Raw genomic sequence first — 20536 nt, 5'->3', positions numbered from 1 at the left:
CTCGAACGCCTCGAGCGGCGCCAGCGGAGGCGGCACGGCCGTCCGCGCGGCGGCTACGCCTGCGGCCTCGATCGCATCCAGCCGGCGCTGCAGCACCGAAATCTGGCCCAGCGCCTTGCGCGCGAAGATGATGGCAACGATGGCGATGACGAGCGTGAGGAAATCGAACGGCGAATCGAACATTGGGCCTCCGGCAGGACGCGCCGGACTTTTGGCCAGCCAGCGGCCCGTCGCAACCTAGTAGTGCAGTTGAGAGGGCTGGAAGTTCAAGCTACCGACACGGCACGATGTGCTAACGGCGTATTCCTCATTAAGCAACTGGGCCGGTGATGTCCGCTTACCCTCCGACAGTGACGGAGAATTGGACATTACGCGACCGCGCGAAGGGCCAGAGGCGTCACTCGCATGGTCCCTGCATCAGATCCGATCCAATCCCGGCAATTCGCTATTTTTTTCGACCTAGCCCATCGATCAGCGCCGCGAGACCTCTATCTGATGGCTGTAATTGCTGTAAACGCAGCGCATAACCAAGCGCGCTTGCGATATCCCCGGATTGCCGTTCGTAACTGATTAGCACAGCCAACGTGTCGCGGTCGGCAGGGTGGCGCTGCAGATTCTCCTTCAACACCGCCAGCGCATCGTCGCGTCGTCCGGCGGAGTTGAGACCGATCGCATAGACGTAGGAATATTGCGATCGCGCCGGGTCTAGCTCGGCTGCGCGCCGCAATTCCTCAAGCGCCGCATCCGGGCGTTTGAGCCGTACCAGCGTCAGCCCGAGCGCGTGATGCAGCGAGGCATCCTGGCCGGACGACGCGAGTGCGGCGCGTAGCACGTGCTCGGCATCGGTATCGCGGCCGAGCTGCCGATAGAGATCGGACAGGTTGATCGACGCGGCGGCAAAGGTGGGATCGAGCCGCATCGCGGCGCGATATTCCCTTTCGGCCGCCGCAGCGTCCCCCTGGCGGGCGAAGAAATTTCCGAGAGCGGTATTGGCATCCGGTCGGTCGGCGTTCAGCCGCTGGCTCGCCTCGAATTCCGCTGCGGCGCGCGCGAATGCGTCGCGATCGGACTCGCGTCGACCCGCGACCGGTACCGAAGCGAGAAGCTCCGCGGCGCGGATTCGCACGCCGCGGACCGGATCGGACAGATTTTTCGACGCCAGTGCCCAGAGCTGCGTGGCGGGCAGCCCTTCGAGCATCTCCAGCGCGCCGAGCCGGACCACCGGATCTGGATCGGCGAGGGCGCGACGCGCCAGTTCGGCGTCCGGCTCCGGCAACTCGGCTAGCGCACTTGCGCGTACGAGAGCCGGCAGCTCCGGCGTCGCCGCCACTGCCTTCAGCAAGGCCAGCGCGTCCGGCTGCTCGGTCGAGGCGGCCTGAAATGCCCCGGCCCAGGTCTGATATCCCCTTGGATGAGGACCAAACCACCCGGCGCTTCTTTCGGCCGCCCAACTCGCCGACTTGTCGCGATGGCAGTCGTTGCAGGCATTGGGCGTGCCCGTTTGCAGCGACAAATCCGGCCGCGGAACGCGGAAGCCGTGATCGTGGCGCCGGTCGACCACCATATAGCTGCGTACGGGCATATGGCAGGAGGCACAGCCGAGCGCCGGGGTCACATCCGCATGATGGTGATGGGCCGCGGTCGCGTAGCGGTCGGGCGCGTGGCATTGCCCGCAGACCGCATCGCCCGGCAGCTTCAGTCTGGCGCTGTGCGGATCGTGGCAGTCACTGCAGGTGACGCCGGCTGCGTACATCTTGCTCAGCCGGAATGGCGCATAGTTGTACGTTTCCTCCCCGTCGCGGATCTGGCCGTCTGCCTCGAACCAGTGCCGGTCGAGCAGTGCTATCCTGTGCGTCTCGGACAGCCACCGGCCCGGCTTCCGGTCCTCGGACAATTGGCCGCGGCGCGCATGGCATAGCCCGCAGGTCTCGACTTCCTTGCGCAGCAGTGCCGCACTAGCGCTGCGCCTCGGCAGATGCGTGACAGCGTCCTCGGCCCATGAAACGTCAAGCCGTTCATCGAAGCGCACAACGAGGCCCTTGTCCGGGTTATCGGCCTTCCTCGCTGTCCCCGCCCACTCGACATGGTGCGATCCCGGGCCATGACAGGCTTCGCAGCCGACGCTGATTTCCGCCGATGTCGTGGCAAAACGATCGCCGGTCGCATCGTAGTTCTTGTGTACGCCGGTCGAGTGACATTCCGCGCACATGAAATTCCAGTTCTGGTTCAGCTTCGTCCAGTGCAGCGGATCGTTATGAGTGACTGCGGCGTCGGGATAGAGATGAAACCAGCGCTGACCGCCTTGCGCTTGCGGCCGGGTATCCCAGGCGATCGACAGCGCCTGGATGCGGCCGTCGGGAAACTCGATCAGATATTGCTGCAGCGGCTCAACGCCGAAAGTGTACTTGATTTCAAAGGTCGCGAGCTTGCCGTCCGGCCCGTCGGTCTCGACGAAGTACTTTCGATCATTGCGAAAGAAACGCGAACGAATGCCGGCATAGTCAAAGGTCGCGTCGTCGAAATTGCCGCGTACGGTGCCCTCGGTGGCATGCTCCATGGCGTGCCGGTGCTGCGATGCCTGCCAGAGCTTTGCCTCTGTTGCGTGGCAACCGTTGCAGATTTGGCTGCCGACGAAGGTTGGCTCGGCGGTTTTGGCCCTGTGAACCGCCTGGGTTGAAGCATGCGGAGTTTTGAGCCAGGACAGCCCGACTGAGACGAGCAGGAATAGCGCCCCGCCGGCGATTGCGAGGAGCAGGGCAATGCTCAGGCTGAAGGAGCGCCCGGCATCCCGTGAAGGTTCAGGCGGAGCCGCCGGCGTGGCCGGCCGGTTCCTGTTACGCCTGCGGTTCTTTCCGGAAGCTTTCGCCACATGCCCACCTGGATGGTCGCGCCATCGCTAATCGCTTGGAGTCCGCGCTGGCGACTTGCTGCGCGATCGGAGTGGGTCCGCTCACGTCGGAGGGCGCCGCCTGCTGGAAGCGCCCTCCGTCTGTTTTGTCACTTTGACGGCGCAACGCCCGAAGCTGGGCGTTCCACGTCCCGGGTCGAGATGGCCTTCATCCACGCGACCATCGACGCTTCGGAGACCGGGCCTTCGCCAAGATCAACCGTAATTTTCTCGATCTTTCCCGAGAAGGCGAACGGCACCTGGTAATCCTTGTCGTCGACGGGAGTGCCGGTGTCCATGCCGACGTCGAAAGTCTCGTCCCACGCAAAGGTGAAAGGCGTCGTGTGCGGGAGCGCGACGCGCACCGCTTCCTGACCGTCGACGGTCATCACGCCTGTGCCGCCGTGCCCGAACGGTATCTCGCCCTGCTGCTCCAGTGCAAAGTCGAAGACAACCGTGTGCCGGCCCGGCTTCAACGCCTCACGAGCTTGCCATTTCGGCCGCTCGACGTTGAGCAGGTTCATCGTGAAGGTCGGCTTTTCATCCTTCACGTACAGTCCCCACCCGGCGAACCGGCCGCCCTGCGTCACGAGCATGCCGTCCGCGCCGCCTTCAGGGATGGTGAATTCGGCGGTGATGCGGAACGAGCGGTTGAGGATCGAGGGAGCGGCATTGGCCTGGGTGCAGCACGATGGGCCGGTGTAGACGAACTGCCTCCGTCCGGCTGCGGGACCCGGCCTCGCCGCGACCATTGCAGTGATCGAGTTGTTCAGCGGGAAGACGTGATTGCGCTCACCTTCCATGATGAACATCTCTTTCAATTCCTGCAGCTTGGCCGGCTCGACCTTGGCGAGGTCCTTGTTCTGCGTCGGGTCGTCCTTGAGATTGTAGAGCTCCCAGGAATAGCCGTTCATCACATCGGAGGGACGCGGCGCCGAAACGCTGGCCCACGGCGGAACCGGCGGCGTCGTGCTCGCGATCCAGCCGTCGTGATAAAGGGCGCGATTGCCCAGGATCTCGAAATACTGGGTCCTGTGAGTCGAAGGCAGGTCCTTGTTCTCGGCCGGGAAGGTGTAAGCCATCGAGACGCCGTCCATCGGACGCTGCGCGATGCCGTCCACGATGTCCGGCTGGGGAATCCCCACCACGCTTAGAATGGTCGGAGCGATGTCGATGACGTGGTGGAACTGGGAGCGGATGCCACCGCGGTCCTTGATTTTGGCGGGCCATGAGATCGCCATGCCGTTGCGTGTGCCGCCGAAATGCGAGGCAACCTGCTTGGTCCAGCGATAGGGCGTGCCGAACGCCCAGGTCCAGCCGACTGCCATATGATTATAGGTCTGATCGGTGCCCCAGACGTTGTACCACGGCATCTGCTTCTCTGCGTCGAGCGCGACGCCGTTGAAATACATCACTTCGTTCGGCGTGCCGTTGACCGAGCCTTCGGCGCTGCTGCCGTTGTCGCCGCTGATGTAGATGATCAGCGTGTTGTCGAGTTGGCCCAGCCGCGCGACCTCATCGATCACCCGTCCGATCTCATGGTCGGTATAGGCGAGATAGGCGGCATAGACGTTGGCTTGGCGGACGAAGAGCTTCTTCTCGACGTCGTTGAGATCGGTCCAGCGCTTGAGCATGTCGGCAGGCCAGGCCGGCAGCACGGCGTTGCCCGGAACGACGCCAAGACGCTTCTGGTTGTCGAAGATGCGTTCGCGCAGCTTTTCCCAACCGTCGTCGAAGAGGTGCATCTGCTCGATTCTATCGGCCCATTCCTTGGTCGGGTGGTGCGGCGCATGGGTCCCGCCCGGTGCGTAGTGGATGAACCAGGGCCGGCCGGGCGCGATCTCGACGTGCTGACGGATGTGGTCGATGGCATCGTCCGCCATCGCCGTGATCAGATTCCAGCCGGGTTTGCCGATATAGGGATGGATGGGCGTCGTATTGCGGAAGAGATTTCCCGGCTGCCACTGGCTCGTGTCGCCGCCGACAAAGCCGTAGAAATAATCGAAGCCCTGGCCGATCGGCCAGTTCGTGAACGGTCCGGCCGCGCTTGCTTCCCACGGCGGAACGTTATGGTCCTTGCCGAACCAGGCGGTGGAATAGCCGTTCTCGTGCAGGACCGCAGCGAGCGTCGCCGTTTCGCGCGGGATAATCGAGTTGTATCCGGGGTAGCCGGTCGACAGTTCGCTGATGTTGCCGAAGCCCACATTGTGGTGGTTGCGGCCGGTCAGCAGCGCCGAACGGGTCGGCGAGCAGAGTGCGGTGGTATGAAACGTCGTGTAGCGCAGGCCCGCGGCCGCGACCCGGTCAAGGGCCGGTGTGGGGATCACGCCGCCGAAGGTCGATGGCGCGCCGAAGCCGACGTCGTCAGTCAGGATCAGGAGGACGTTCGGCGCGTTGGCAGGCGGCATGACCTGCGGCGGCCATGCCGGCGTGCTGTCTACAGCATTGGGCTGGATGGCTCCTGAGAACGGCGCAGTGGGCGCCGGCAATTGCAGACCCGGCAGTGTCATGACCGCGCTAGGCGAGCCCGGAGCACCTCGCACCTGCTGGGCAAGCGCTGCCGAGGAGACCGCAACGAGCAACACGCACGTGGCACCAAGGGACCGAATAACCTTCATGGCAATGCCTCCTGAAAATCGAGGCATCGTCGGTCACGACACGTCGCATGGCGTTGACGTAGATCAAACACCAGGGGGCATCTCTCCACATGTCAACGTAACAGCCCGACGTCCATGAGCGCGATCAATACGCCGGCATGAGCCAAGTGGCGCCCTTGCGGCGGTGGGAAGTTGCCGAATGTGGGATCGAAGATTTGTGCGTGAGGGCGCGGCCCGGTGCAGAGCGGGCTTTCATGCCGAACTGGAGCCTGAAGGGCGAATACCTCTACATCGCCGCCGCAGGCACAGGCGTCAGCAAGGATCAGCTTAACTTGTTGCGGTTCGGCGTGAACTACAAGTTCTGACGGTTCAACACGGCCGCCTCTCCAAGACGAGTAGCGGCCGTGTTCGATCTTCTGCAACGACCGTGAAGCAAAGACAACGGACCTTCACTCTTGAGAAGGACCGATTAACACCGCGCTAGTGAGCCCCCGCGCTATTCCAGATCAATGTGGAAAGGTCGGCCTTCGACGCTCATGCTGCCGGGGCCCATCGCATCGAGCGCGCGCAGCATCCGGCCGTCGCGCCCCAGCGCCTTGTCGGCGAGGCCGACGATCAGCCGGTTGGGTGCCGCGATCGGCGAGGCTTCGCGGATCAGCCGGGCGATGGACATTTCGTCGCGGTGCGGATTGAGCGCGCAGACGGTGGCGAATGCGCTTGCTGTCGAGCGGCTGATGCCGGCGTAGCAATGAACCACCATCGGTGCGCGGCGATCCCAGCCGCGCACGAACGTCAGCACGCGCTCGATATGCGTCTCGTTCGGCGCAACGAACCCGTCCATCTGTTCGACGATGTCGTCCATCGACACTTTGAGGTGGTTGGCCGGAAGCACCGAGGGCGGGCGCTGCACCTGGTCGACATTGGCCATCACGGTCAGCACATGGCTGGCGCCGGTGGCACGAACCGTGTCGGAGAGCGCGGCAAGCGAGCAGACGTGAAGCATGATGGTCCTTGGCTATCGGGTGGGTCCGATTATAACGGGCTGGTCCCGGTGGGCAAAGCCGGGTGCCGCCATGCCTGCCCCTCGTTTTGCGGCGCAACCGGCCACAGACTTCGCGCAGCCGCGCCTATGACGCGCCCAGCGCCTTGAAGCGTTCGAGAAGCTGCTTTTCGGCCCGCGCTGCGGTCCATGGCGTCAGATAGTCGCGCTCGGTCGCTTCGGGCAATTGCGGATCGCGGCCGAACAGGCGCTTGGCTTCGGCTTGCGAAAATCCCGCCAGATGCGTCGCCTCGAGATAGGCAGCGCCGCGGTCGGCGGCCTTGATCTGCTGGGTGATCTCGTCCGCCAGCACCGCAGATAGACCGAAGCGGATATGGATCGCCGACAGCAGCCGCTTCTCCACCACCTTGTATTCGCCTGACAGCACCGCCTTGAACGGTGAGATCATGTCGCCGATGACATATTCCGGTGCGTCGTGCAGCAGCGCGGCGAGACGATGACTGGTGTCGACGCGCGGCGTCTGCTGGCGCATCACGGCCTCAACCAGCAGCGTGTGCTGCGCCACCGAGAAGATGTGCGCGCCCGAGGTCTGCCCGTTCCAGCGCGCGACCCGCGCCAGTCCATGCGCGATGTCGACGATCTCGATATCGAGCGGCGAGGGGTCGAGCAGGTCCAGCCGGCGTCCGGATAGCATCCGCTGCCAGGCGCGGGTGGTCTCCGTCGATTTACGCGAAGTCATTTCTTCTTGAGCCGCGGGCTGCGGAGCTTGCCGCTGCAAGACTCGTGGCAGAAGCAGGTGACGAGGTGGTCGTTGACCATGCCGGTCGCCTGCATGAAGGCGTAGACGATGGTGGGGCCGACGAACTTGAAACCGCGTGCGCCGAGCTCCTTGGAGACCTTGATCGAGACCGGTGTCGAGGCGGGAACGCTCGCGGTGCTCTTGAACTGATTGACCTTCGGCTTGCCGTCGACGAAGTCCCACAGGAATTTCGAGAAGCCGGGGCCTTTCTCCATGATCTCGAGATAGCTCTTGGCACTCGCCACCGTGCCTTCGATCTTGGCGCGGTTGCGGACGATGCCGGCGTCGTTCATCAGCGCATGCACCTTCTTGTCGGTGTAGCGCGCGATCTTCTCGGGCTGGAAATCGTCGAAGGCTTTGCGGAAATTCTCGCGCTTGCGCAGAATCGTGATCCAGGACAGGCCGGCCTGGAAGCCGTCTAGGATCAGCTTTTCGTAGAGCGCGCGGTCGTCATACTCCGGCACGCCCCATTCATTGTCGTGATAGGCGACGTAGAACGCATCTTCGCCCGGCCAGGGGCATCGCGTCTTGCCGTCGGGATGCAGTTTCGCGGTACGGCTCATGCGACGGTCTGCTTGGGTGCGGGGCGGACAACGCTGGGGTCGGCGAGGTGAAGCGACAGGCCGCCTGCGGTCAGCGCGAGGCCGGCATCGAGCGCATCGGCGAGCCGGTCGATGCGCACCAGCGCAAGGCCGTTTTGTCCCGCGGTCGAGCCGATGGTGCCGACCTGCTTGTCGCCGGCGAGGATCGTTGCGCCCGCTTCGGGGGCGGGACCATCGAGAATGACCTTCACCGTGCGGGTCCGCGCCGTGCCGCGATGCTGCATGCGCGACACCACCTCCTGGCCGACATAGCATCCCTTGTCGAAGTCGACGCCGTGCAGGTGGTCCATGTTGGTCTCGTGCGGGAAGGCGTCGCCATACATGAAGTCGAGCCCGCCGCGCGGCACGCCGGTCGCGATCCGATGCGCTTCATAGGCGTTGGAGTCGACGAGGTCGGCGCCGATCAGCTCGGCGAGCTTCTGCTTCAGATCTTCCGGGATCAGGATGCGCCAGCCGAGCGCCGGGTTGCGCGGATCGGCGAAGGCGAGATCGGGTGTCGCCGCCGGCTCACCATCCCAGGCCGCCAGCACACCGAGGCTGTCGGAGAGGTTCTCCACCACGACCTTGGCGCGCAGCTTGTAGAAGCCGAGCTTGTCGGCGAGCCCCTTGGCGAGCGCGCGCGGCGCGTCGATCAGGAAGCCGCCGCCGTGCCCTGTGGGTATCTCGGTGATCAGGAAATCGACGATGATCTTGCCCTGCGGCGTCAGCAGCGCGCCGAACCGGGCCTGTCCCGGCCGCAACTGTTCGACGTCGGTCGTAATGAGGCCATTGAGGAAGTTGCGGGCGTCCTCGCCAGAAACCTTGATCACGCCCCGATCTGGAAGAAACGCTGCTTTCATTCGCAAAATTGGCTCTTTTTCCAAGTTCCTTGGGAAACGCGGTCCTCGCGGATATCCCCTGCCAAGCTAAGGCGCTAGAGTGCGCCGAACAAGGCCCGCGCGACAGCGGAAAGCGGGCGCCGAGGACCGATGAATCAGCATTTTGACACCATTCTAAAATCCGGCACCGTGGTCAATCAGGACGGCGAGGGCGTGCGCGATATCGGCGTCACGAATGGCCGTATCGCCGCGATCGGCTCGCTCGGCCAGGCCTCGGCCGGCGAGGTGATCGACTGCAAGGGCCTGCACATCCTGCCCGGCGTGATGGATACCCAGGTTCATTTCCGCGAGCCCGGCTTGACGCAGAAGGAAGATCTCGAGACCGGCTCGCGCAGCGCCGTGATGGGCGGGGTGACCGCGGTGTTCGAGATGCCGAACACCAACCCGCTGACGGTTACCGAAACGGCATTCACCGACAAGATCAAGCGCGCGCATCATCGCATGCACTGCGATTTCGCGTTCTTCATCGGCGGCACCCGCGAGAACGTGCAGGATCTGCCGGAGCTCGAGCGCGCGCCGGGCTGTGCCGGCGTCAAGGTGTTCATCGGCTCCTCCACCGGCGCGCTGCTGGTCGAGGACGACGAGAGCCTGCGGCGGATCTTTCAGGTGATCCGGCGCCGCGCCGCGTTTCACGCCGAGGACGAATACCGCCTCAACGAGCGCAAGCCGCTGCGCATCGAGGGCGATCCGCGCTCGCATCCGGTATGGCGCGACGAGACCGCCGCGCTAATGGCGACCGAGCGGCTGGTCAATCTCGCGCGCGAGACCGGCAAGCGCATCCACGTGCTGCACATCTCGACCAAGGAAGAGATTCTGTATCTCCGCGACCACAAGGATGTCGCCTCCTGCGAGGCGACGCCGCATCACCTGACGATGGCCGCGCCCGAGTGCTATGAGCGGCTCGGCACGCTGGCGCAAATGAACCCGCCGGTGCGTTCGGCCGATCACCGCGCCGGCATCTGGTACGGCATCGAGCAGGGCATCATCGACGTACTGGGCTCGGATCACGCGCCGCATACGCTGGAGGAGAAGTCGAAGACCTATCCGGCCTCGCCCTCAGGCATGACCGGGGTGCAGACGCTGGTGCCGCTGATGCTCGATCACGTCAACGCCGGGCGGCTGTCGCTGGCACGGTTCGTCGACCTCACCAGCGCGGGGCCGGCGCGGCTGTTCAACATCGCCTGCAAGGGCCGCATCGCGGCGGGTTATGATGCCGACTTCACCATCGTCGATCTCAAGCGCAGCGAGACCATCACCAACAAATGGATTGCCTCGCGCGCGGCCTGGACGCCCTATGACGGCGTGCGGGTGCAGGGCTGGCCGGTCGGCACCTTCGTGCGCGGCAGGCGGGTGATGTGGCAGGGCGAGGTCACGACGCCGTCGTCGGGGGAGCCCGTCCGGTTCCTCGAGACGCTAAAGGCCTAGCGCATCAAATGCGCTAAATTCCTTGAACGCGCTTTCTGCACGCGAACAGGTGCCCACTTCGCTCGAAAACGTTTTACGGGATTACTGTCTGGCGAGCGCCAGCGAGAACTCGCCGTTGCGCACGCGCGCGCCGAGACCCTCGGCGAACTTCGCCACCGCATCCTCGCCATAGGTGTTGACGAGCTCGGCGAGCGCCGCAAACAGGCTCGCCTGCGCGAGGCAGTCGCCGTCGACGCCATCATGAAGCGCTTCCGCCCACGCCTCGTTCAGATAGCTCAGCGCAGCTTGCTTCTGCTCGTGGTCGGGTCGCGGGTCTTCTTGGTGAGGGGGAAAGGACGCTGGATGGCGCATGAAACTCTGCAAAATGGATGCGCGCGGTTCGAGGAGCGAACCACTGCGACGCGCGAGATGTATCACGCATGCGGGTACCGCCTAGCCCACTTCTTTCGAAAAGGTTAACGCGCGCGACGGCATTTAAAGGGGAATTCCGGATATCCCGGCCTCGATCAACCAAATGAGCTGTGGATATGGTCCAGCACCGCGCGCGGCGAGGCGCAGAGATGGCTGGCGCCGGCCTCCACCAACTCCTCGGGCGTGCCGTAGCCATAGGTGACGCCGACGGCGCGGATGCCGTTACGATTCGCGCCGATGACATCGTGGCTGCGGTCGCCGATCATCAGGGCGGTGCCCGGATCGGCCCCGGTCTGCTCCAGCGCATAGGCCAGCAGCTCGACCTTGTTGACGCGGGTTCCGTCGAGCTCCGAGCCGAACACGTGGTCGAAATAACCGCTGAGCCCGAAATGCGCGACGATCCGGGTCGCGAACACGTGCGGCTTCGAGGTTGCCACGAACATCCGGCCCGGCCGCTGCCGCAACGCCGCCAGCACCTGCACGATGTCGGGATAGACGCGGTTCTCGAACAGCCCGACATCGCCGAACCGCTCACGGTAGAGCTCAACCCCGCGGTCGGCGAGCTCCTCGCCGTCGAGCAGCATCGCAAAGCTCGCCCGCAAGGGCGGCCCGATGCACCAGGTCAATTCGTCCTGCGTGGGAACGGGTCGGCCGAGCTTTGCCAGCGCATACTGGATCGAGCCGGTGATGCCGGGCTTCGGGTCGGTGAGGGTGCCGTCGAGGTCGAAGAAGATCACGCGCTCAGTTGGCATAGCGGGCCGTCAGGTCGCGCGAGATCTTCGAGCCTTCCTCGATGTAACGGCGGATCGCCACCGTGGCTGCCGGTGTGCAGGTCCGGTAGGTCTGCTGGAAGCCGTTGTAGCCGCGGTTGAAGCCGGCGATCATGCGGGCGCGGCGGTCCCCGGAGGGGGTCTCGGCATCGATCAGCGCCTGCATCTCGTTGCGCCATTTGGCGCCCTCGTTGGAGCCGCAGATGCCGCGCAGATAGTGCAGGGCGCCGAGGATCTCGGCCAGCCGCTGCAGGTCGCCGTCGAACGGCGCAGCCGCGTCCTGCGCCCGGGCGGGCGTCGCAAGGCATGCCGACATCAGGATCACAACGGCGAGAAAGGCTTTGATCATCAGGGGTTCCGGAATGGCCGTGGTATGCCCCCTCAATGTGCCCGAGGCAAGGCGGCAGGGCGCTCCAAAGCCCCCAAAAGGGGCCTCAAACCAGCCGCCGCGCGGCCTCAATCACCTCGTGGAGACCGCCGGTGACCTTGAGGTCGCCGATCTCCTCCGGGGCCAGCCATTTGAAGTCGTCGTGCTCGTCGTTCAACACGGGCTCGCGGGAGGCCCAGCGCGCCGCGAAAGTCATGATCAGGTAATGCCCGGTGCCGGGACCGGTCGGCAGCACCTCGCGCCAGCCGGCGAGGCCGAGGATATCGACCCGCAGGCCGGTCTCCTCGTCGATCTCCCGGTGCAGCGCGGTGTGCAGCGTCTCGCCGAATTCGACCCGGCCGCCGGGCAGCGAATAGAAGCCCTTGCCCGGCGAGCGGGCGCGCCGGACCAGCAGCACCTTGCCGTCACGGAAAATCACGCCTGACACGGCGAGCTGCGGGCGGATCGGAGGTTCGGGAGAGGTCAAAGCGCAGCACCAGTTTCGCAGACAACCATGCCCGATATCTCAGGCGCCCGCCATGATGCGGTCGACATCGGCCTCCGCGGCGCCGTTGATGATGCCGGCGGTCTGCATCACCAGCGGCTTGACCCAGACGATGGCCTGCTCGGCGAGCGCGACCCGGCTCTTGTCCTGCTGCAACTGCCGCATCGCGGCGCCGACCTCGGTCAGGATCCGGGTCATGCTGTCGGTGAGCTGGTCGAATTCGGCCCGGATACCGGCGTTCGCCATCTCATAGGCCTCGATCGCGAGGTCGCGTGCCTTAAAGTTGGACGCGGTGAAATGCTCGGCATAGGACAGCGGCTGCCATTCCAGGAAATCGTCGGCGCATTCCGGCAGGTCCGGCACCATCTCCAGCAGCATGATGGCTTCGTTGAAGTGATTGAGGTAGTCGGTGGCAAGCCCGGTGCGGGGATTGATGTTGGCGGCGCGCAACAGCGCCGCCCGCGCCTCGTCGGGATACGTCGGTCGCGGGGAAGAACCCGCTATGGCGGCCGTTGAGGTCATTGATCGCAGTCTTTAACGGTCCAAGTTAAGGCAGAATAAACGGATACCAGTCTGGACGGCAAATGTGCGGACGCTTTGTCATTACCTCGCCGCCGGCGGCCTTGCGGGAGATGTTCGGCTATATCGAGCAGCCGAACTTTCCGCCACGGTATAATGTTGCGCCGACCCAGCCGATCCCGGTGGTGCTGCTGCAGAATGGCGGCCGGCATTTTCAATTGATGCGCTGGGGCCTGATCCCGTCTTGGGTCAAGGACCCCCGAACCTTCTCGCTTCTCATCAACGCGCGCTCCGAGACCGTGCGGGAGAAGCCCGCCTTCAAGAACGCGATCAAGCGGCGCCGCGCGCTGATCCCGGCCGACGGCTATTACGAATGGCAGGATGCCGGCGGCCGCAAGCGGCCGTTCTTCATCCATCGCCGCGACGGCCACCCGCTCGCCTTCGCAGCACTTGCCGAGACCTGGATGGGACCGAACGGCGAGGAGCAGGACACGGTGGCGATCGTCACCGCACCCGCGAGCCCCGATCTCGCGCAACTGCATCACCGCGTTCCGGTCACGATCAGGCCCGAGCAATTCGCGCGCTGGCTCGACTGCCTGCCCAACGACGTCGACGACGTGATGCCGATGCTGAAAGGGCCCGATGTCGGCGAGTTCGCCTGGCACCAGGTGACGATGCGCGTCAATGCCGTCGCCAACGACGATGAACAATTGCTGCTGCCGATGAGTGCGGAACAGATCGCGGCGGAGGACGCGCCGGTGGCGAAGAAAGCCGCGCCGCGCAAGACGCCGGTGCGGGAGGACGACGGGCAGGGGTCGTTGTTTTGAGGGACTGATTGAAGCCGCGCGCTGCGGATAAGCGCAGGCATCTCCACATCGTCGTCCTGGCGAAAGCCAGGACCCATAACCACCGCATTTTGATTGTGAACGGGATCGTGGCCCAGCGTCGCGCAACAATTGCGATCTGGGGTAATGGGTCCTGGCTTTCGCCAGGACGACGATGAAAGTGTGGGATCACCCCTTCACCGACGCCACGCCCTCGATCTCGATCAGCATCTTCGGATTGGGCAGCGCCACCACGACGCAGGTGGTGCGCGCGGGATAGGGGGCGGGCCCGAACGCGCCGGCATAGAGCGCGTTCATGGTGGCGACGTCGCTGGCGCGGGTCAGCAGCACGTTGACCTTGACGAGATCGCGCATCGTCGCGCCCGCCTCGTTCAGCACGCGCTTGAAGTTGGTCACGACATTGGCGAACTGCGCCTCGAAGCCGTCGGGCAGCTCGCGGTTGGCATCGAAGCCGGGAATGCCCGAGATGAACAGCAAATCGCCGACGCGGGCGCCGAACGAGAGTGGCGGTGCCTGGATGCCGGGCGGAGGAGGGAAGTGCTTGATTGTGGTCATGGGATCACCCGTCTGCGCGAGATGGAAGTGGAGAGGTTTCGATGGCGCGTGGTGCTGCCGCGCGCCGGCGCCAGAGATTCCTGTCGAAGAGATTCTGGCCGATCATGCCTGCCAGCATCGCGACGACGAACACCACGATCGGCAGTGAGAGCCCGGCGAGATTGACCAATGCTGGGCCGGGGCAGATGCCGACCAGGCCCCAGCCGATGCCGAACAGGAGTGCGCCGCCGACGAGCGGCGTATCGATATCGTTGCGATCGGGCCAGAGGAAGCGTGCCGAAAACGCAGGTGCGGCGCGCCGCCGCGCGATCGCAAAGCCCGTTGCTGCGACCGCGACGGCGCCGGCCATCACGAAGGCAAGCGTCGCATCCCAGGCGCCGAACAGATCGAGGAAGCCGAGCACCTTTTGCGGATCGGTCATGCCGGAGATCAGAAGGCCCGCGCCGAAGACGAGGCCGCAGACGAAACTTGCAAGCACGGGCATGGCTAGCCTCCGATCACGTGTCTGACGATGGCAACCGTTACGATCGCCGCCGTCATGAAGATGAACGTCGCCACGATCGAGCGGCCGGACAGCCGCGCGAAGCCGCAGACGCCGTGGCCCGAGGTGCAGCCATTGCCCATGCGGGTGCCGAACCCGACCAGCACGCCCGCGATTGCGACCACCACGAGGCTTGCATTCATGGTCGGCCGCGGCAGCGGCGCGCCGAACAGCGCCGCAACCAGGGGCGCCGCGATCAGCCCCGCGATGAACGCAATGCGCCATCCGCGGTCGGCGGTATCGGGCTGGAGCAGCCCGCCGACGATGCCGGTGACCCCGGCGATTCGACCGGTCAGCAGCATCAAGAGCGCCGCGGCGAGGCCGATCAGTGCGCCGCCGGCGAGGCCGGAAATTGGTGTGAAATCGTGCATTGCTGCAGGTCCCTGTTGCGCAAACTCCTCAGCGATCCGGCAAAGCGGTGGGCGCGCATGCGCCAGCGGTCGCGCGGCTGCACGGGCGATGATAGACTTCGTGAGATCAGGAACAAGCGCAATCCCGCATGGCCTGCGGGCACCGCAACGGTGCCGCCCATCGGCTGGATTGCCGCGATCTGTTTCTCGCCTCACGTCGTCCGGAGAACTCCCCATGAGATTTTCATCCGCCGCCCGCGCCGTGCTGTTCGCGCTGGCGCTGCTCACCGGATCGTCCGCCGCGCTGGCTGACGAGGGCGCGGTGACGCTGGTCATCTTCAAGGGCGGCTGGATCTTCGGCGGCTCCGCTGGCAAGGGCGTGTTGACCTTCAAGGGCCAGACCTACGGGCTCACCGCCGGCGGGCTGGATTACGGCCTGGTGTTCGGCGGCTCCCAGACCACGTTGCAGGGCCGGGTGCGCAATATCCGCCGCGCCCAGGACATCGCCGGCGTCTACGCCGCGGCGGGCATGGGCGTTGCGCTCGGCGCCGGCGTGCGCGGCATCCTTCTGACCAACCAGAACGGCGCCGTGCTCGAGCTGAGCGGCAAGCAGGTCGGGCTGATGGCCAATGTCGACCTCAGCGGATTGGCGATCACGCTGAAGGAGTAGCGGGCGCCGCTTTGTAGGATGGGTAGAGCGAAGCGAGACCCATCATCTCTCCCGCGGCGCCGAAGTTGATGGGTTTCGCTTCGCTCTACCCATCCTACGGGTCCGTTATCCACTCGGCCAGCTCGCGCCACGGCTGCAAGGCCCAATGCCCGGATGCTGCGCCCGACGGCGACGGCAGTACGAACACGGCAGGAAATCCGCTCATCGACGACTGCCGGCCGAGCGCAAGCGCGCTGGTCGGTCTGTCGTAAAACAGGCTCGCCGCCTTCTTGCTGGTGAAGGCGATCGTCTTCGGCCGAACCGTTGCGATCTTCGCCATGAAGCCCGCGACATCGAACGATCGTCGCGCAATCTCATGATCCATCCCGGCGCCGGTCTTGGAGAGATCGGTGAAGCCGATGCCGAGTTCGAGCAGCGCTGCGAACTCATCCGGCCGATAGCGCCGCGGCGTGATGCCGGCCTCATGCAGCGCGCGCCAGAAGCGGTTGCCGGGATGCGCGTAATAATGCCCGACTGCGGCCGAGCGCGCGCTCGCCGCAGTGCCGACGAACACCAGGCGCAGATCGGCGCGGAGCTGGTCGGGGAGGCGGTAGAAGTTGGTGTCGCGCAGGTCGCTCATCCGGGCTCTTCCCTACCATTTCCGCCGCGCTCGTTCTATCGTTCGGCGATGAACCACGACGAATTAGCCGCCGCCTACACGGCGCCCGGCCGGCACTATCATAACCTCGCGCATATCGAGGACTGCCTCGCGGCACTTGCGCGTGTCGAGGGCCTTTCCGCGGCCGAGCGCGAGATCCTGTCGGAAGCGATCTGGTGGCACGATGTGGTCTATGACGCGACCCGGCCGGACAACGAAGAGCGCAGCGCGCAGCTCGCCGAGCAGCATGTCCGAGCCGACATCGCTCATGAGGTCGGCCGCCTGATCCGTTTGACGAAGACGCACGACGTCCAGGCCGGCGACCGCCTCGGCGCGATCCTGATCTCGATCGACCTCAGCATCCTCGGTGCCGAGCCCGCGCGCTACGATGCCTATGCGGCTGCGATCCGGCAGGAGTTCATTCATGTCGGCGACGCCGACTATCGCGCCGGCCGCGGCAAGGTGCTTCGCCACTTTGCCGAGCGTCCGGTGATCTTCCCCGATGCCGGCTTTGCGGCGACCTACGATCGCCGCGCCCGCGACAATCTCACGCGTGAGCTGGCGGCGCTGGGCTGAGGGCTGGGATGAGCGGCTCTCACCGCACATGGCCTGCCTCCGCAGGGGCGCAGTGCCAAAATATCGAAAACAACCCCATGCACAGTGGCCGATGGCGTGCCGGCACTCGACACGGCAACTTGACAAGTCGGGCAACTCAGTCGCATAATTCTATTATTCCGAAGTTGCGCAGGCGCGCCTCACGCTACGCTATCGGACGTGGCCGTAGCCATATGCGCTTGCCTTGCCGCACGCGGGGCAAGGTGAAGCGGAGTCCGCGGCCCGATTCCCCTCACCTCGTCAGGCGCTAACGCGCCGGCTCCTTGATCTCGTCGTCGGCCGCGACCGCTTGCGCCGGCCCGGTCGCGCGCACCATCAAGAACCGTCCTGAGAACGCTGTCCCTCTGATGCTCCAGCGGCCGTCGATCTCGGTGGCGTCCGCATTGACCGCGCCTTCGTAGTGGACCGTGTCATAGCCGTAGCCGGCCGGCTCGTAGCGCTTGACGAACGACACCGCGCTGCCGGAGCGATGACCCGCCAGCGACGCGTTGTGCGTGCTGAGCGGGCAGCCGGGCGCCATGCAGGGCTCGGTCACGCTGCCGCCGAGCGCGCCGCCGGCGTCGATCAGCGTCGCCAGGAACGTGACCATGCCGCTCGGCTGAACGTAGCTGCCGTCCCAGACGCCGGTGAGATTGTCGGTCATGGTGGTCGTCCGGATTGCGCGTGGTGAATGGCCGTGATCGATGTGGCGCTTGCAGCGTCTCAACGCAAGTCGCGTGACGGGCGTGGCGATTTTTCTCCCACAACTCGTCATGCCCGGGCTTGTCCCGGGTATCCACGTCTTGATTTCCGCCCAAGGAAGACGTGGATGGCCGGGACAAGCCCGGCCATGACGAATGCGATTGTTGTGTGCGCGGTTGCCTGATCCGGCAAAACGGTCTGTAATCCCATCCAACAGATCAAGAAGAATTTTGGAGCAAGCCATGACGGGAGAGGCGAAAACCCATTACGAGGTGATCGTGGTCGGCGCCGGCGTCGCGGGCATCTACCAGATCAAGCGGCTGGCCGATCTCGGCATCGACGCCACCGTGCTGGAAGCCGCGCCCGATCTCGGCGGCACCTGGTACTGGAACCGCTATCCCGGCTGTCGTTTCGACTCGGAGAGCTACACCTACGGCTTCTCGTTCTCGCGCGAGCTGCTCGACGAGTGGCACTGGAAGGAGCGCTTCTCCGGCCAGCCCGAAAATCTGCGCTATCTCAACTACGTCGCCGACAAGTTCGATCTGCGCAGGCACATGCAGTTCAATTGCAAGGTCGAGACCATGCAGTTCGACGAGGCGCGTGATCTCTGGCAGCTCAAGCTCAGTGACGGCCGCGGACTGACCTGTCGCTTCGTGGTGCTCGCGATCGGGCTGCTGTCGGCGCCGACCATGCCGCGCGTGCCCGGGATCGAGGATTTCAAGGGCCGCTCGTTCCATACCTATTACTGGCCGCACGAGCCGGTCGATCTCAGGGGCAAGAAGGTCGCGGTGATCGGCACCGGCGCGACCGGCATCCAGGTGATCGGCGAGATCGCCGACAAGGTAGGCCAACTCACGGTGTTCCAGCGCCGGCCGAACTGGAGCGCGCCGCTCAACAACTCTGCGATATCAGCCGAGGAAATGGCTGACATCCGCGCCCGCTATGACGAGATCTTCGCCGCCTGCGCGCTGACGCCGGGCAGTTTCGTCCATGGCCCCGACAAGCGCGGCTTCTACGAGGTGAGCCGCGAGGAACGGCTTAAGCTGTGGGACAAGCTCTACGACGAGCCCGGCTTCGGCATCTGGCTCGCGAACTTCCGCGAGATCTTCATGGACGAAGCCGCCAATGCGGAGCTGTCGGAATACATCGCCGATCGCATTCGCGGCCGCGTCAACGATCCCAAGGTTGCCGAAAAGCTGATCCCGCGCGATCACGGTTTTGGCGTGCAGCGGCTGCCGCTGGAGACAAGGTATTTCGAGGCATACAACCGCGACAACGTGCATCTCGTCGATCTCTCCGAGACGCCGCTGGTGCGCGTCACCGAGACTGGCCTGCGCACCACGGCGCGCGACTACGAGTTCGACATCATCGTCTACGCCACCGGCTTCGACGCCATCACCGGCGCCTACGATTTGATCGACATCGAAGGCATCGGCGGCGAAAAGCTCGCCGACAAATGGAAGCACGCGCCGTCGACCTTCCTCGGCATGATGGTCCATGGCTTCCCGAACCTGTTGATGCCCACCGGCCCGCAAAGCGCGTCAGCCTCGACGAACTTCCCGCGCGGCATCGAGAACGGCGTCAACTGGTGCACCAACCTGCTGCAATACATGTGGGACCGCAACCTGACCCGCGCCGACGCCACGCTGGAGGCGCAGCAGCGCTGGACCGCGCATGTGGTCAAGATGTACGAGATCATGCTGATGCGCAAAGCCAAGGGCTGGTTCACCGGCTACAACTCCAACGTCCCCGGCCACGAGGAGGGCACCGTGCGCTACTTCGTCTATAACGGCGGCACGCCGAAGTTCTTGGGGATCATCAACGGCGTGGCGGCGGGCGGCTACCAGGAGATTGAGTTTGGGGCGGTGGCGCGAAGCGGTGTGCATGCGGCAGCCGCTGACTTGTCGGGCTCGCTAACGCAAAATACAAGCAAACCGTCCATCAGGAAGGCGGCCCAATGATCGATCACGTTTACATTTCCGTCAATAACATCGAGAAGTCACTGGCCTTCTACGCCGAAGCCCTGAAGCAGCTCGGCTGGAAGGTCTTTGGCAATTACGACTCCCGTTCGGGCCCGGAGGATGTCCCTGATCTCTACGGCATCGTTGACGACGCCTACGGCAGCGGCAAGGCGGTCGGGTCAAGCATCTGGCTACGTCAACGCAAGCCCGGCGAGACCGGCCTGTACCTCGGGATCGTCTGCTCCAGCAATGAGCTCGTCGACGCCGCCTACGCAGCTGCAATCAAGGCCGGCGGCACCGACGAGGGGAAACCGGCAGATCGCACCTACTTCGCCCCCGGCTACTACGCCGCGAACGTCGCCGACTTCGACGGCAACCGTCTTGAGTTCGTGCACAAGGCGTGGAATCCGAAGCGGACATAGCAGCAAGCCCGTAGCCTGCATGAGCGGAGCGATATGCGGGATCGATGCTAACCCCGGATGTCGCTCCGCTCATTCGGCGGTCTCGGGATCGAGGCCGAGGTTGAACTGGTCCTGCCAGCGGAAGGCGAATCGGCATCGGTGGGTTATGCCTTCGGCTAACCCGACCTAGTCGTCGCCACCCCATCACATCGAGCAGCGAACATACGGCGTCTCCACTGGCACCGGCACCTTGGAGCTGAGCGTGATCGTGTTCTCTCCGGAGAGTTTCACGTCGAATGTCACGTCCGAAATCGCGATGCCGTCCGAGCAGGCCGCGACCATTCGTACATTCTGCCCGTCATCGTGCATCGATTTGACCGTGCATTTTTGAAACGTGCCGGTGATTTGCTTGCCCTGCACGATCAAGCCGCCTGCATGGAGATCGGCATTCGGCTTGAACGCGAGCTTGTTGTTCACCTTGGTGAATATGTCGTTGCAGGCCGAGGCGTCCATCGCCCAG

The 20536-nt window shown here is 64.6% G+C and carries 24 protein-coding genes; 6 read left to right on the top strand and 18 right to left on the bottom strand.

The window, feature by feature from the left end; genetic code table 11:
• From H8A92_RS23800 to ygfZ, 7 genes are all read right to left on the bottom strand, one after another.
• Window positions 1-183 (bottom strand): hypothetical protein (locus H8A92_RS23800; RefSeq protein WP_229198019.1); only part of this gene is annotated, 183 nt, incomplete at its 3' end.
• A gap of 262 nt (window positions 184-445) precedes the next feature.
• Window positions 446-2557, bottom strand: coding sequence for a tetratricopeptide repeat protein (locus H8A92_RS23795; protein WP_338026611.1), 2112 nt, complete (start codon window positions 2555-2557; stop codon window positions 446-448).
• Window positions 2558-2997: 440 nt separating this feature from the next.
• On the bottom strand, window positions 2998-5505 hold the full coding sequence (locus H8A92_RS23790; protein WP_229198018.1) for an arylsulfatase: 2508 nt from the start codon (window positions 5503-5505) through the stop codon (window positions 2998-3000).
• 475 nt (window positions 5506-5980) lie between these two features.
• A complete protein-coding gene (locus H8A92_RS23785; protein ID WP_229185199.1) occupies window positions 5981-6487 on the bottom strand; it encodes a tyrosine phosphatase family protein in 507 nt (168 codons plus the stop codon).
• 124 nt (window positions 6488-6611) lie between these two features.
• On the bottom strand, window positions 6612-7223 hold the full coding sequence (locus tag H8A92_RS23780; RefSeq protein WP_229198017.1) for a YfbR-like 5'-deoxynucleotidase: 612 nt from the start codon (window positions 7221-7223) through the stop codon (window positions 6612-6614).
• Window positions 7220-7846 carry a DNA-3-methyladenine glycosylase I gene (locus H8A92_RS23775; protein ID WP_229168846.1) on the bottom strand — a complete coding sequence of 209 codons (627 nt, stop codon included), beginning with the start codon at window positions 7844-7846 and terminating at the stop codon, window positions 7220-7222. The genes H8A92_RS23780 and H8A92_RS23775 overlap by 4 nt, the downstream gene beginning before the upstream one ends.
• Window positions 7843-8724: a CAF17-like 4Fe-4S cluster assembly/insertion protein YgfZ gene (gene ygfZ / locus H8A92_RS23770; RefSeq protein WP_229198016.1), complete on the bottom strand. Its 882-nt coding sequence runs from the start codon at window positions 8722-8724 to the stop codon at window positions 7843-7845. The genes H8A92_RS23775 and ygfZ overlap by 4 nt, the downstream gene beginning before the upstream one ends.
• A 129-nt stretch (window positions 8725-8853) precedes the next feature.
• Here ygfZ and H8A92_RS23765 point away from each other — a divergent pair, with 129 nt between their 5' ends.
• Complete coding sequence (locus H8A92_RS23765; RefSeq protein ID WP_229198015.1) at window positions 8854-10188, top strand: dihydroorotase; 1335 nt, start codon at window positions 8854-8856, stop codon at window positions 10186-10188.
• A gap of 81 nt (window positions 10189-10269) precedes the next feature.
• Here the strand turns inward: H8A92_RS23765 and H8A92_RS23760 are convergent, their stop codons facing one another.
• From H8A92_RS23760 to H8A92_RS23740, 5 genes are all read right to left on the bottom strand, one after another.
• A complete protein-coding gene (locus H8A92_RS23760; protein WP_229198014.1) occupies window positions 10270-10539 on the bottom strand; it encodes a hypothetical protein in 270 nt (89 codons plus the stop codon).
• A 155-nt stretch (window positions 10540-10694) separates the two neighbouring features.
• Window positions 10695-11351, bottom strand: coding sequence for an HAD family hydrolase (locus H8A92_RS23755; RefSeq protein ID WP_229198013.1), 657 nt, complete (start codon window positions 11349-11351; stop codon window positions 10695-10697).
• Window positions 11341-11718 carry a TIGR02301 family protein gene (locus H8A92_RS23750; protein ID WP_028332618.1) on the bottom strand — a complete coding sequence of 126 codons (378 nt, stop codon included), beginning with the start codon at window positions 11716-11718 and terminating at the stop codon, window positions 11341-11343. The genes H8A92_RS23755 and H8A92_RS23750 overlap by 11 nt, the downstream gene beginning before the upstream one ends.
• Before the next feature lie 85 nt (window positions 11719-11803).
• Entirely contained in the window at window positions 11804-12223 is a 420-nt protein-coding gene (locus H8A92_RS23745) for an NUDIX hydrolase (protein WP_229198012.1), read from the bottom strand.
• 39 nt (window positions 12224-12262) lie between these two features.
• Entirely contained in the window at window positions 12263-12763 is a 501-nt protein-coding gene (locus H8A92_RS23740) for a hypothetical protein (RefSeq protein WP_229198011.1), read from the bottom strand.
• Window positions 12764-12825: 62 nt separating this feature from the next.
• Here H8A92_RS23740 and H8A92_RS23735 point away from each other — a divergent pair, with 62 nt between their 5' ends.
• Entirely contained in the window at window positions 12826-13587 is a 762-nt protein-coding gene (locus H8A92_RS23735; protein ID WP_229198010.1) for an SOS response-associated peptidase, read from the top strand.
• A 186-nt stretch (window positions 13588-13773) separates the two neighbouring features.
• Here H8A92_RS23735 and H8A92_RS23730 read toward each other — a convergent pair whose 3' ends face one another.
• From H8A92_RS23730 to H8A92_RS23720, 3 genes are read right to left on the bottom strand one after another with little or no spacing between them, the layout of a single operon-like run.
• Complete coding sequence (locus tag H8A92_RS23730) at window positions 13774-14160, bottom strand: RidA family protein (RefSeq protein WP_097675196.1); 387 nt, start codon at window positions 14158-14160, stop codon at window positions 13774-13776.
• A 4-nt stretch (window positions 14161-14164) separates the two neighbouring features.
• A complete protein-coding gene (locus H8A92_RS23725; protein ID WP_229198009.1) occupies window positions 14165-14644 on the bottom strand; it encodes a DUF6691 family protein in 480 nt (159 codons plus the stop codon).
• Between the two features lie 2 nt (window positions 14645-14646).
• Window positions 14647-15072: a YeeE/YedE family protein gene (locus H8A92_RS23720; protein WP_229198008.1), complete on the bottom strand. Its 426-nt coding sequence runs from the start codon at window positions 15070-15072 to the stop codon at window positions 14647-14649.
• A 214-nt stretch (window positions 15073-15286) separates the two neighbouring features.
• On the opposite strand from H8A92_RS23720, the gene H8A92_RS23715 reads away from it, so the two are divergent.
• A complete protein-coding gene (locus tag H8A92_RS23715) occupies window positions 15287-15721 on the top strand; it encodes a hypothetical protein (protein ID WP_229198007.1) in 435 nt (144 codons plus the stop codon).
• Window positions 15722-15815: 94 nt separating this feature from the next.
• On the opposite strand, the gene H8A92_RS23710 is transcribed toward H8A92_RS23715, so the two are convergent.
• Window positions 15816-16340: a mismatch-specific DNA-glycosylase gene (locus tag H8A92_RS23710; RefSeq protein ID WP_229198006.1), complete on the bottom strand. Its 525-nt coding sequence runs from the start codon at window positions 16338-16340 to the stop codon at window positions 15816-15818.
• 48 nt (window positions 16341-16388) lie between these two features.
• Here H8A92_RS23710 and H8A92_RS23705 point away from each other — a divergent pair, with 48 nt between their 5' ends.
• Window positions 16389-16934 carry an HD domain-containing protein gene (locus tag H8A92_RS23705; protein ID WP_229198005.1) on the top strand — a complete coding sequence of 182 codons (546 nt, stop codon included), beginning with the start codon at window positions 16389-16391 and terminating at the stop codon, window positions 16932-16934.
• 286 nt (window positions 16935-17220) lie between these two features.
• Here the strand turns inward: H8A92_RS23705 and H8A92_RS23700 are convergent, their stop codons facing one another.
• Window positions 17221-17616, bottom strand: coding sequence for a hypothetical protein (locus H8A92_RS23700; protein ID WP_229198004.1), 396 nt, complete (start codon window positions 17614-17616; stop codon window positions 17221-17223).
• 280 nt (window positions 17617-17896) lie between these two features.
• On the opposite strand from H8A92_RS23700, the gene H8A92_RS23695 reads away from it, so the two are divergent.
• Both H8A92_RS23695 and H8A92_RS23690 read left to right on the top strand, forming a co-directional pair.
• Window positions 17897-19615: a flavin-containing monooxygenase gene (locus H8A92_RS23695; protein WP_229198003.1), complete on the top strand. Its 1719-nt coding sequence runs from the start codon at window positions 17897-17899 to the stop codon at window positions 19613-19615.
• The gene (locus H8A92_RS23690; protein ID WP_229198002.1) at window positions 19612-20037 is read left to right on the top strand and encodes a VOC family protein; all 426 of its coding nucleotides are present in this window, start codon (window positions 19612-19614) and stop codon (window positions 20035-20037) included. The genes H8A92_RS23695 and H8A92_RS23690 overlap by 4 nt, the downstream gene beginning before the upstream one ends.
• A 183-nt stretch (window positions 20038-20220) precedes the next feature.
• Here the strand turns inward: H8A92_RS23690 and H8A92_RS23685 are convergent, their stop codons facing one another.
• On the bottom strand, window positions 20221-20529 hold the full coding sequence (locus H8A92_RS23685; protein ID WP_229198001.1) for a hypothetical protein: 309 nt from the start codon (window positions 20527-20529) through the stop codon (window positions 20221-20223).
• Window positions 20530-20536 lie beyond the last annotated feature (7 nt).

This window comes from Bradyrhizobium acaciae (assembly GCF_020889785.1).
GTDB lineage: Bacteria > Pseudomonadota > Alphaproteobacteria > Rhizobiales > Xanthobacteraceae > Bradyrhizobium > Bradyrhizobium acaciae.
This window is presented reverse-complemented; position numbering and strand designations above follow the sequence as displayed.

Bases quoted from the DNA above. Each gene is read 5' to 3' on its own strand.
- H8A92_RS23795 (WP_338026611.1), bottom strand. From the start codon at position 2,557: ATGGAGCATGCCACCGAGGGCACCGTACGCGGCAATTTCGACGACGCG.
- H8A92_RS23790 (WP_229198018.1), bottom strand. From the start codon at position 5,505: ATGAAGGTTATTCGGTCCCTTGGTGCCACGTGCGTGTTGCTCGTTGCG.
- H8A92_RS23785 (WP_229185199.1), bottom strand. From the start codon at position 6,487: ATGCTTCACGTCTGCTCGCTTGCCGCGCTCTCCGACACGGTTCGTGCC.
- H8A92_RS23780 (WP_229198017.1), bottom strand. From the start codon at position 7,223: ATGACTTCGCGTAAATCGACGGAGACCACCCGCGCCTGGCAGCGGATG.
- H8A92_RS23775 (WP_229168846.1), bottom strand. From the start codon at position 7,846: ATGAGCCGTACCGCGAAACTGCATCCCGACGGCAAGACGCGATGCCCC.
- ygfZ (WP_229198016.1), bottom strand. From the start codon at position 8,724: ATGAAAGCAGCGTTTCTTCCAGATCGGGGCGTGATCAAGGTTTCTGGC.
- H8A92_RS23765 (WP_229198015.1), top strand. From the start codon at position 8,854: ATGAATCAGCATTTTGACACCATTCTAAAATCCGGCACCGTGGTCAAT.
- H8A92_RS23760 (WP_229198014.1), bottom strand. From the start codon at position 10,539: ATGCGCCATCCAGCGTCCTTTCCCCCTCACCAAGAAGACCCGCGACCC.
- H8A92_RS23755 (WP_229198013.1), bottom strand. From the start codon at position 11,351: ATGCCAACTGAGCGCGTGATCTTCTTCGACCTCGACGGCACCCTCACC.
- H8A92_RS23750 (WP_028332618.1), bottom strand. From the start codon at position 11,718: ATGATCAAAGCCTTTCTCGCCGTTGTGATCCTGATGTCGGCATGCCTT.
- H8A92_RS23740 (WP_229198011.1), bottom strand. From the start codon at position 12,763: ATGACCTCAACGGCCGCCATAGCGGGTTCTTCCCCGCGACCGACGTAT.
- H8A92_RS23735 (WP_229198010.1), top strand. From the start codon at position 12,826: ATGTGCGGACGCTTTGTCATTACCTCGCCGCCGGCGGCCTTGCGGGAG.
- H8A92_RS23730 (WP_097675196.1), bottom strand. From the start codon at position 14,160: ATGACCACAATCAAGCACTTCCCTCCTCCGCCCGGCATCCAGGCACCG.
- H8A92_RS23725 (WP_229198009.1), bottom strand. From the start codon at position 14,644: ATGCCCGTGCTTGCAAGTTTCGTCTGCGGCCTCGTCTTCGGCGCGGGC.
- H8A92_RS23720 (WP_229198008.1), bottom strand. From the start codon at position 15,072: ATGCACGATTTCACACCAATTTCCGGCCTCGCCGGCGGCGCACTGATC.
- H8A92_RS23715 (WP_229198007.1), top strand. From the start codon at position 15,287: ATGAGATTTTCATCCGCCGCCCGCGCCGTGCTGTTCGCGCTGGCGCTG.
- H8A92_RS23710 (WP_229198006.1), bottom strand. From the start codon at position 16,340: ATGAGCGACCTGCGCGACACCAACTTCTACCGCCTCCCCGACCAGCTC.
- H8A92_RS23705 (WP_229198005.1), top strand. From the start codon at position 16,389: ATGAACCACGACGAATTAGCCGCCGCCTACACGGCGCCCGGCCGGCAC.
- H8A92_RS23700 (WP_229198004.1), bottom strand. From the start codon at position 17,616: ATGACCGACAATCTCACCGGCGTCTGGGACGGCAGCTACGTTCAGCCG.
- H8A92_RS23695 (WP_229198003.1), top strand. From the start codon at position 17,897: ATGACGGGAGAGGCGAAAACCCATTACGAGGTGATCGTGGTCGGCGCC.
- H8A92_RS23690 (WP_229198002.1), top strand. From the start codon at position 19,612: ATGATCGATCACGTTTACATTTCCGTCAATAACATCGAGAAGTCACTG.
- H8A92_RS23685 (WP_229198001.1), bottom strand. From the start codon at position 20,529: ATGGACGCCTCGGCCTGCAACGACATATTCACCAAGGTGAACAACAAG.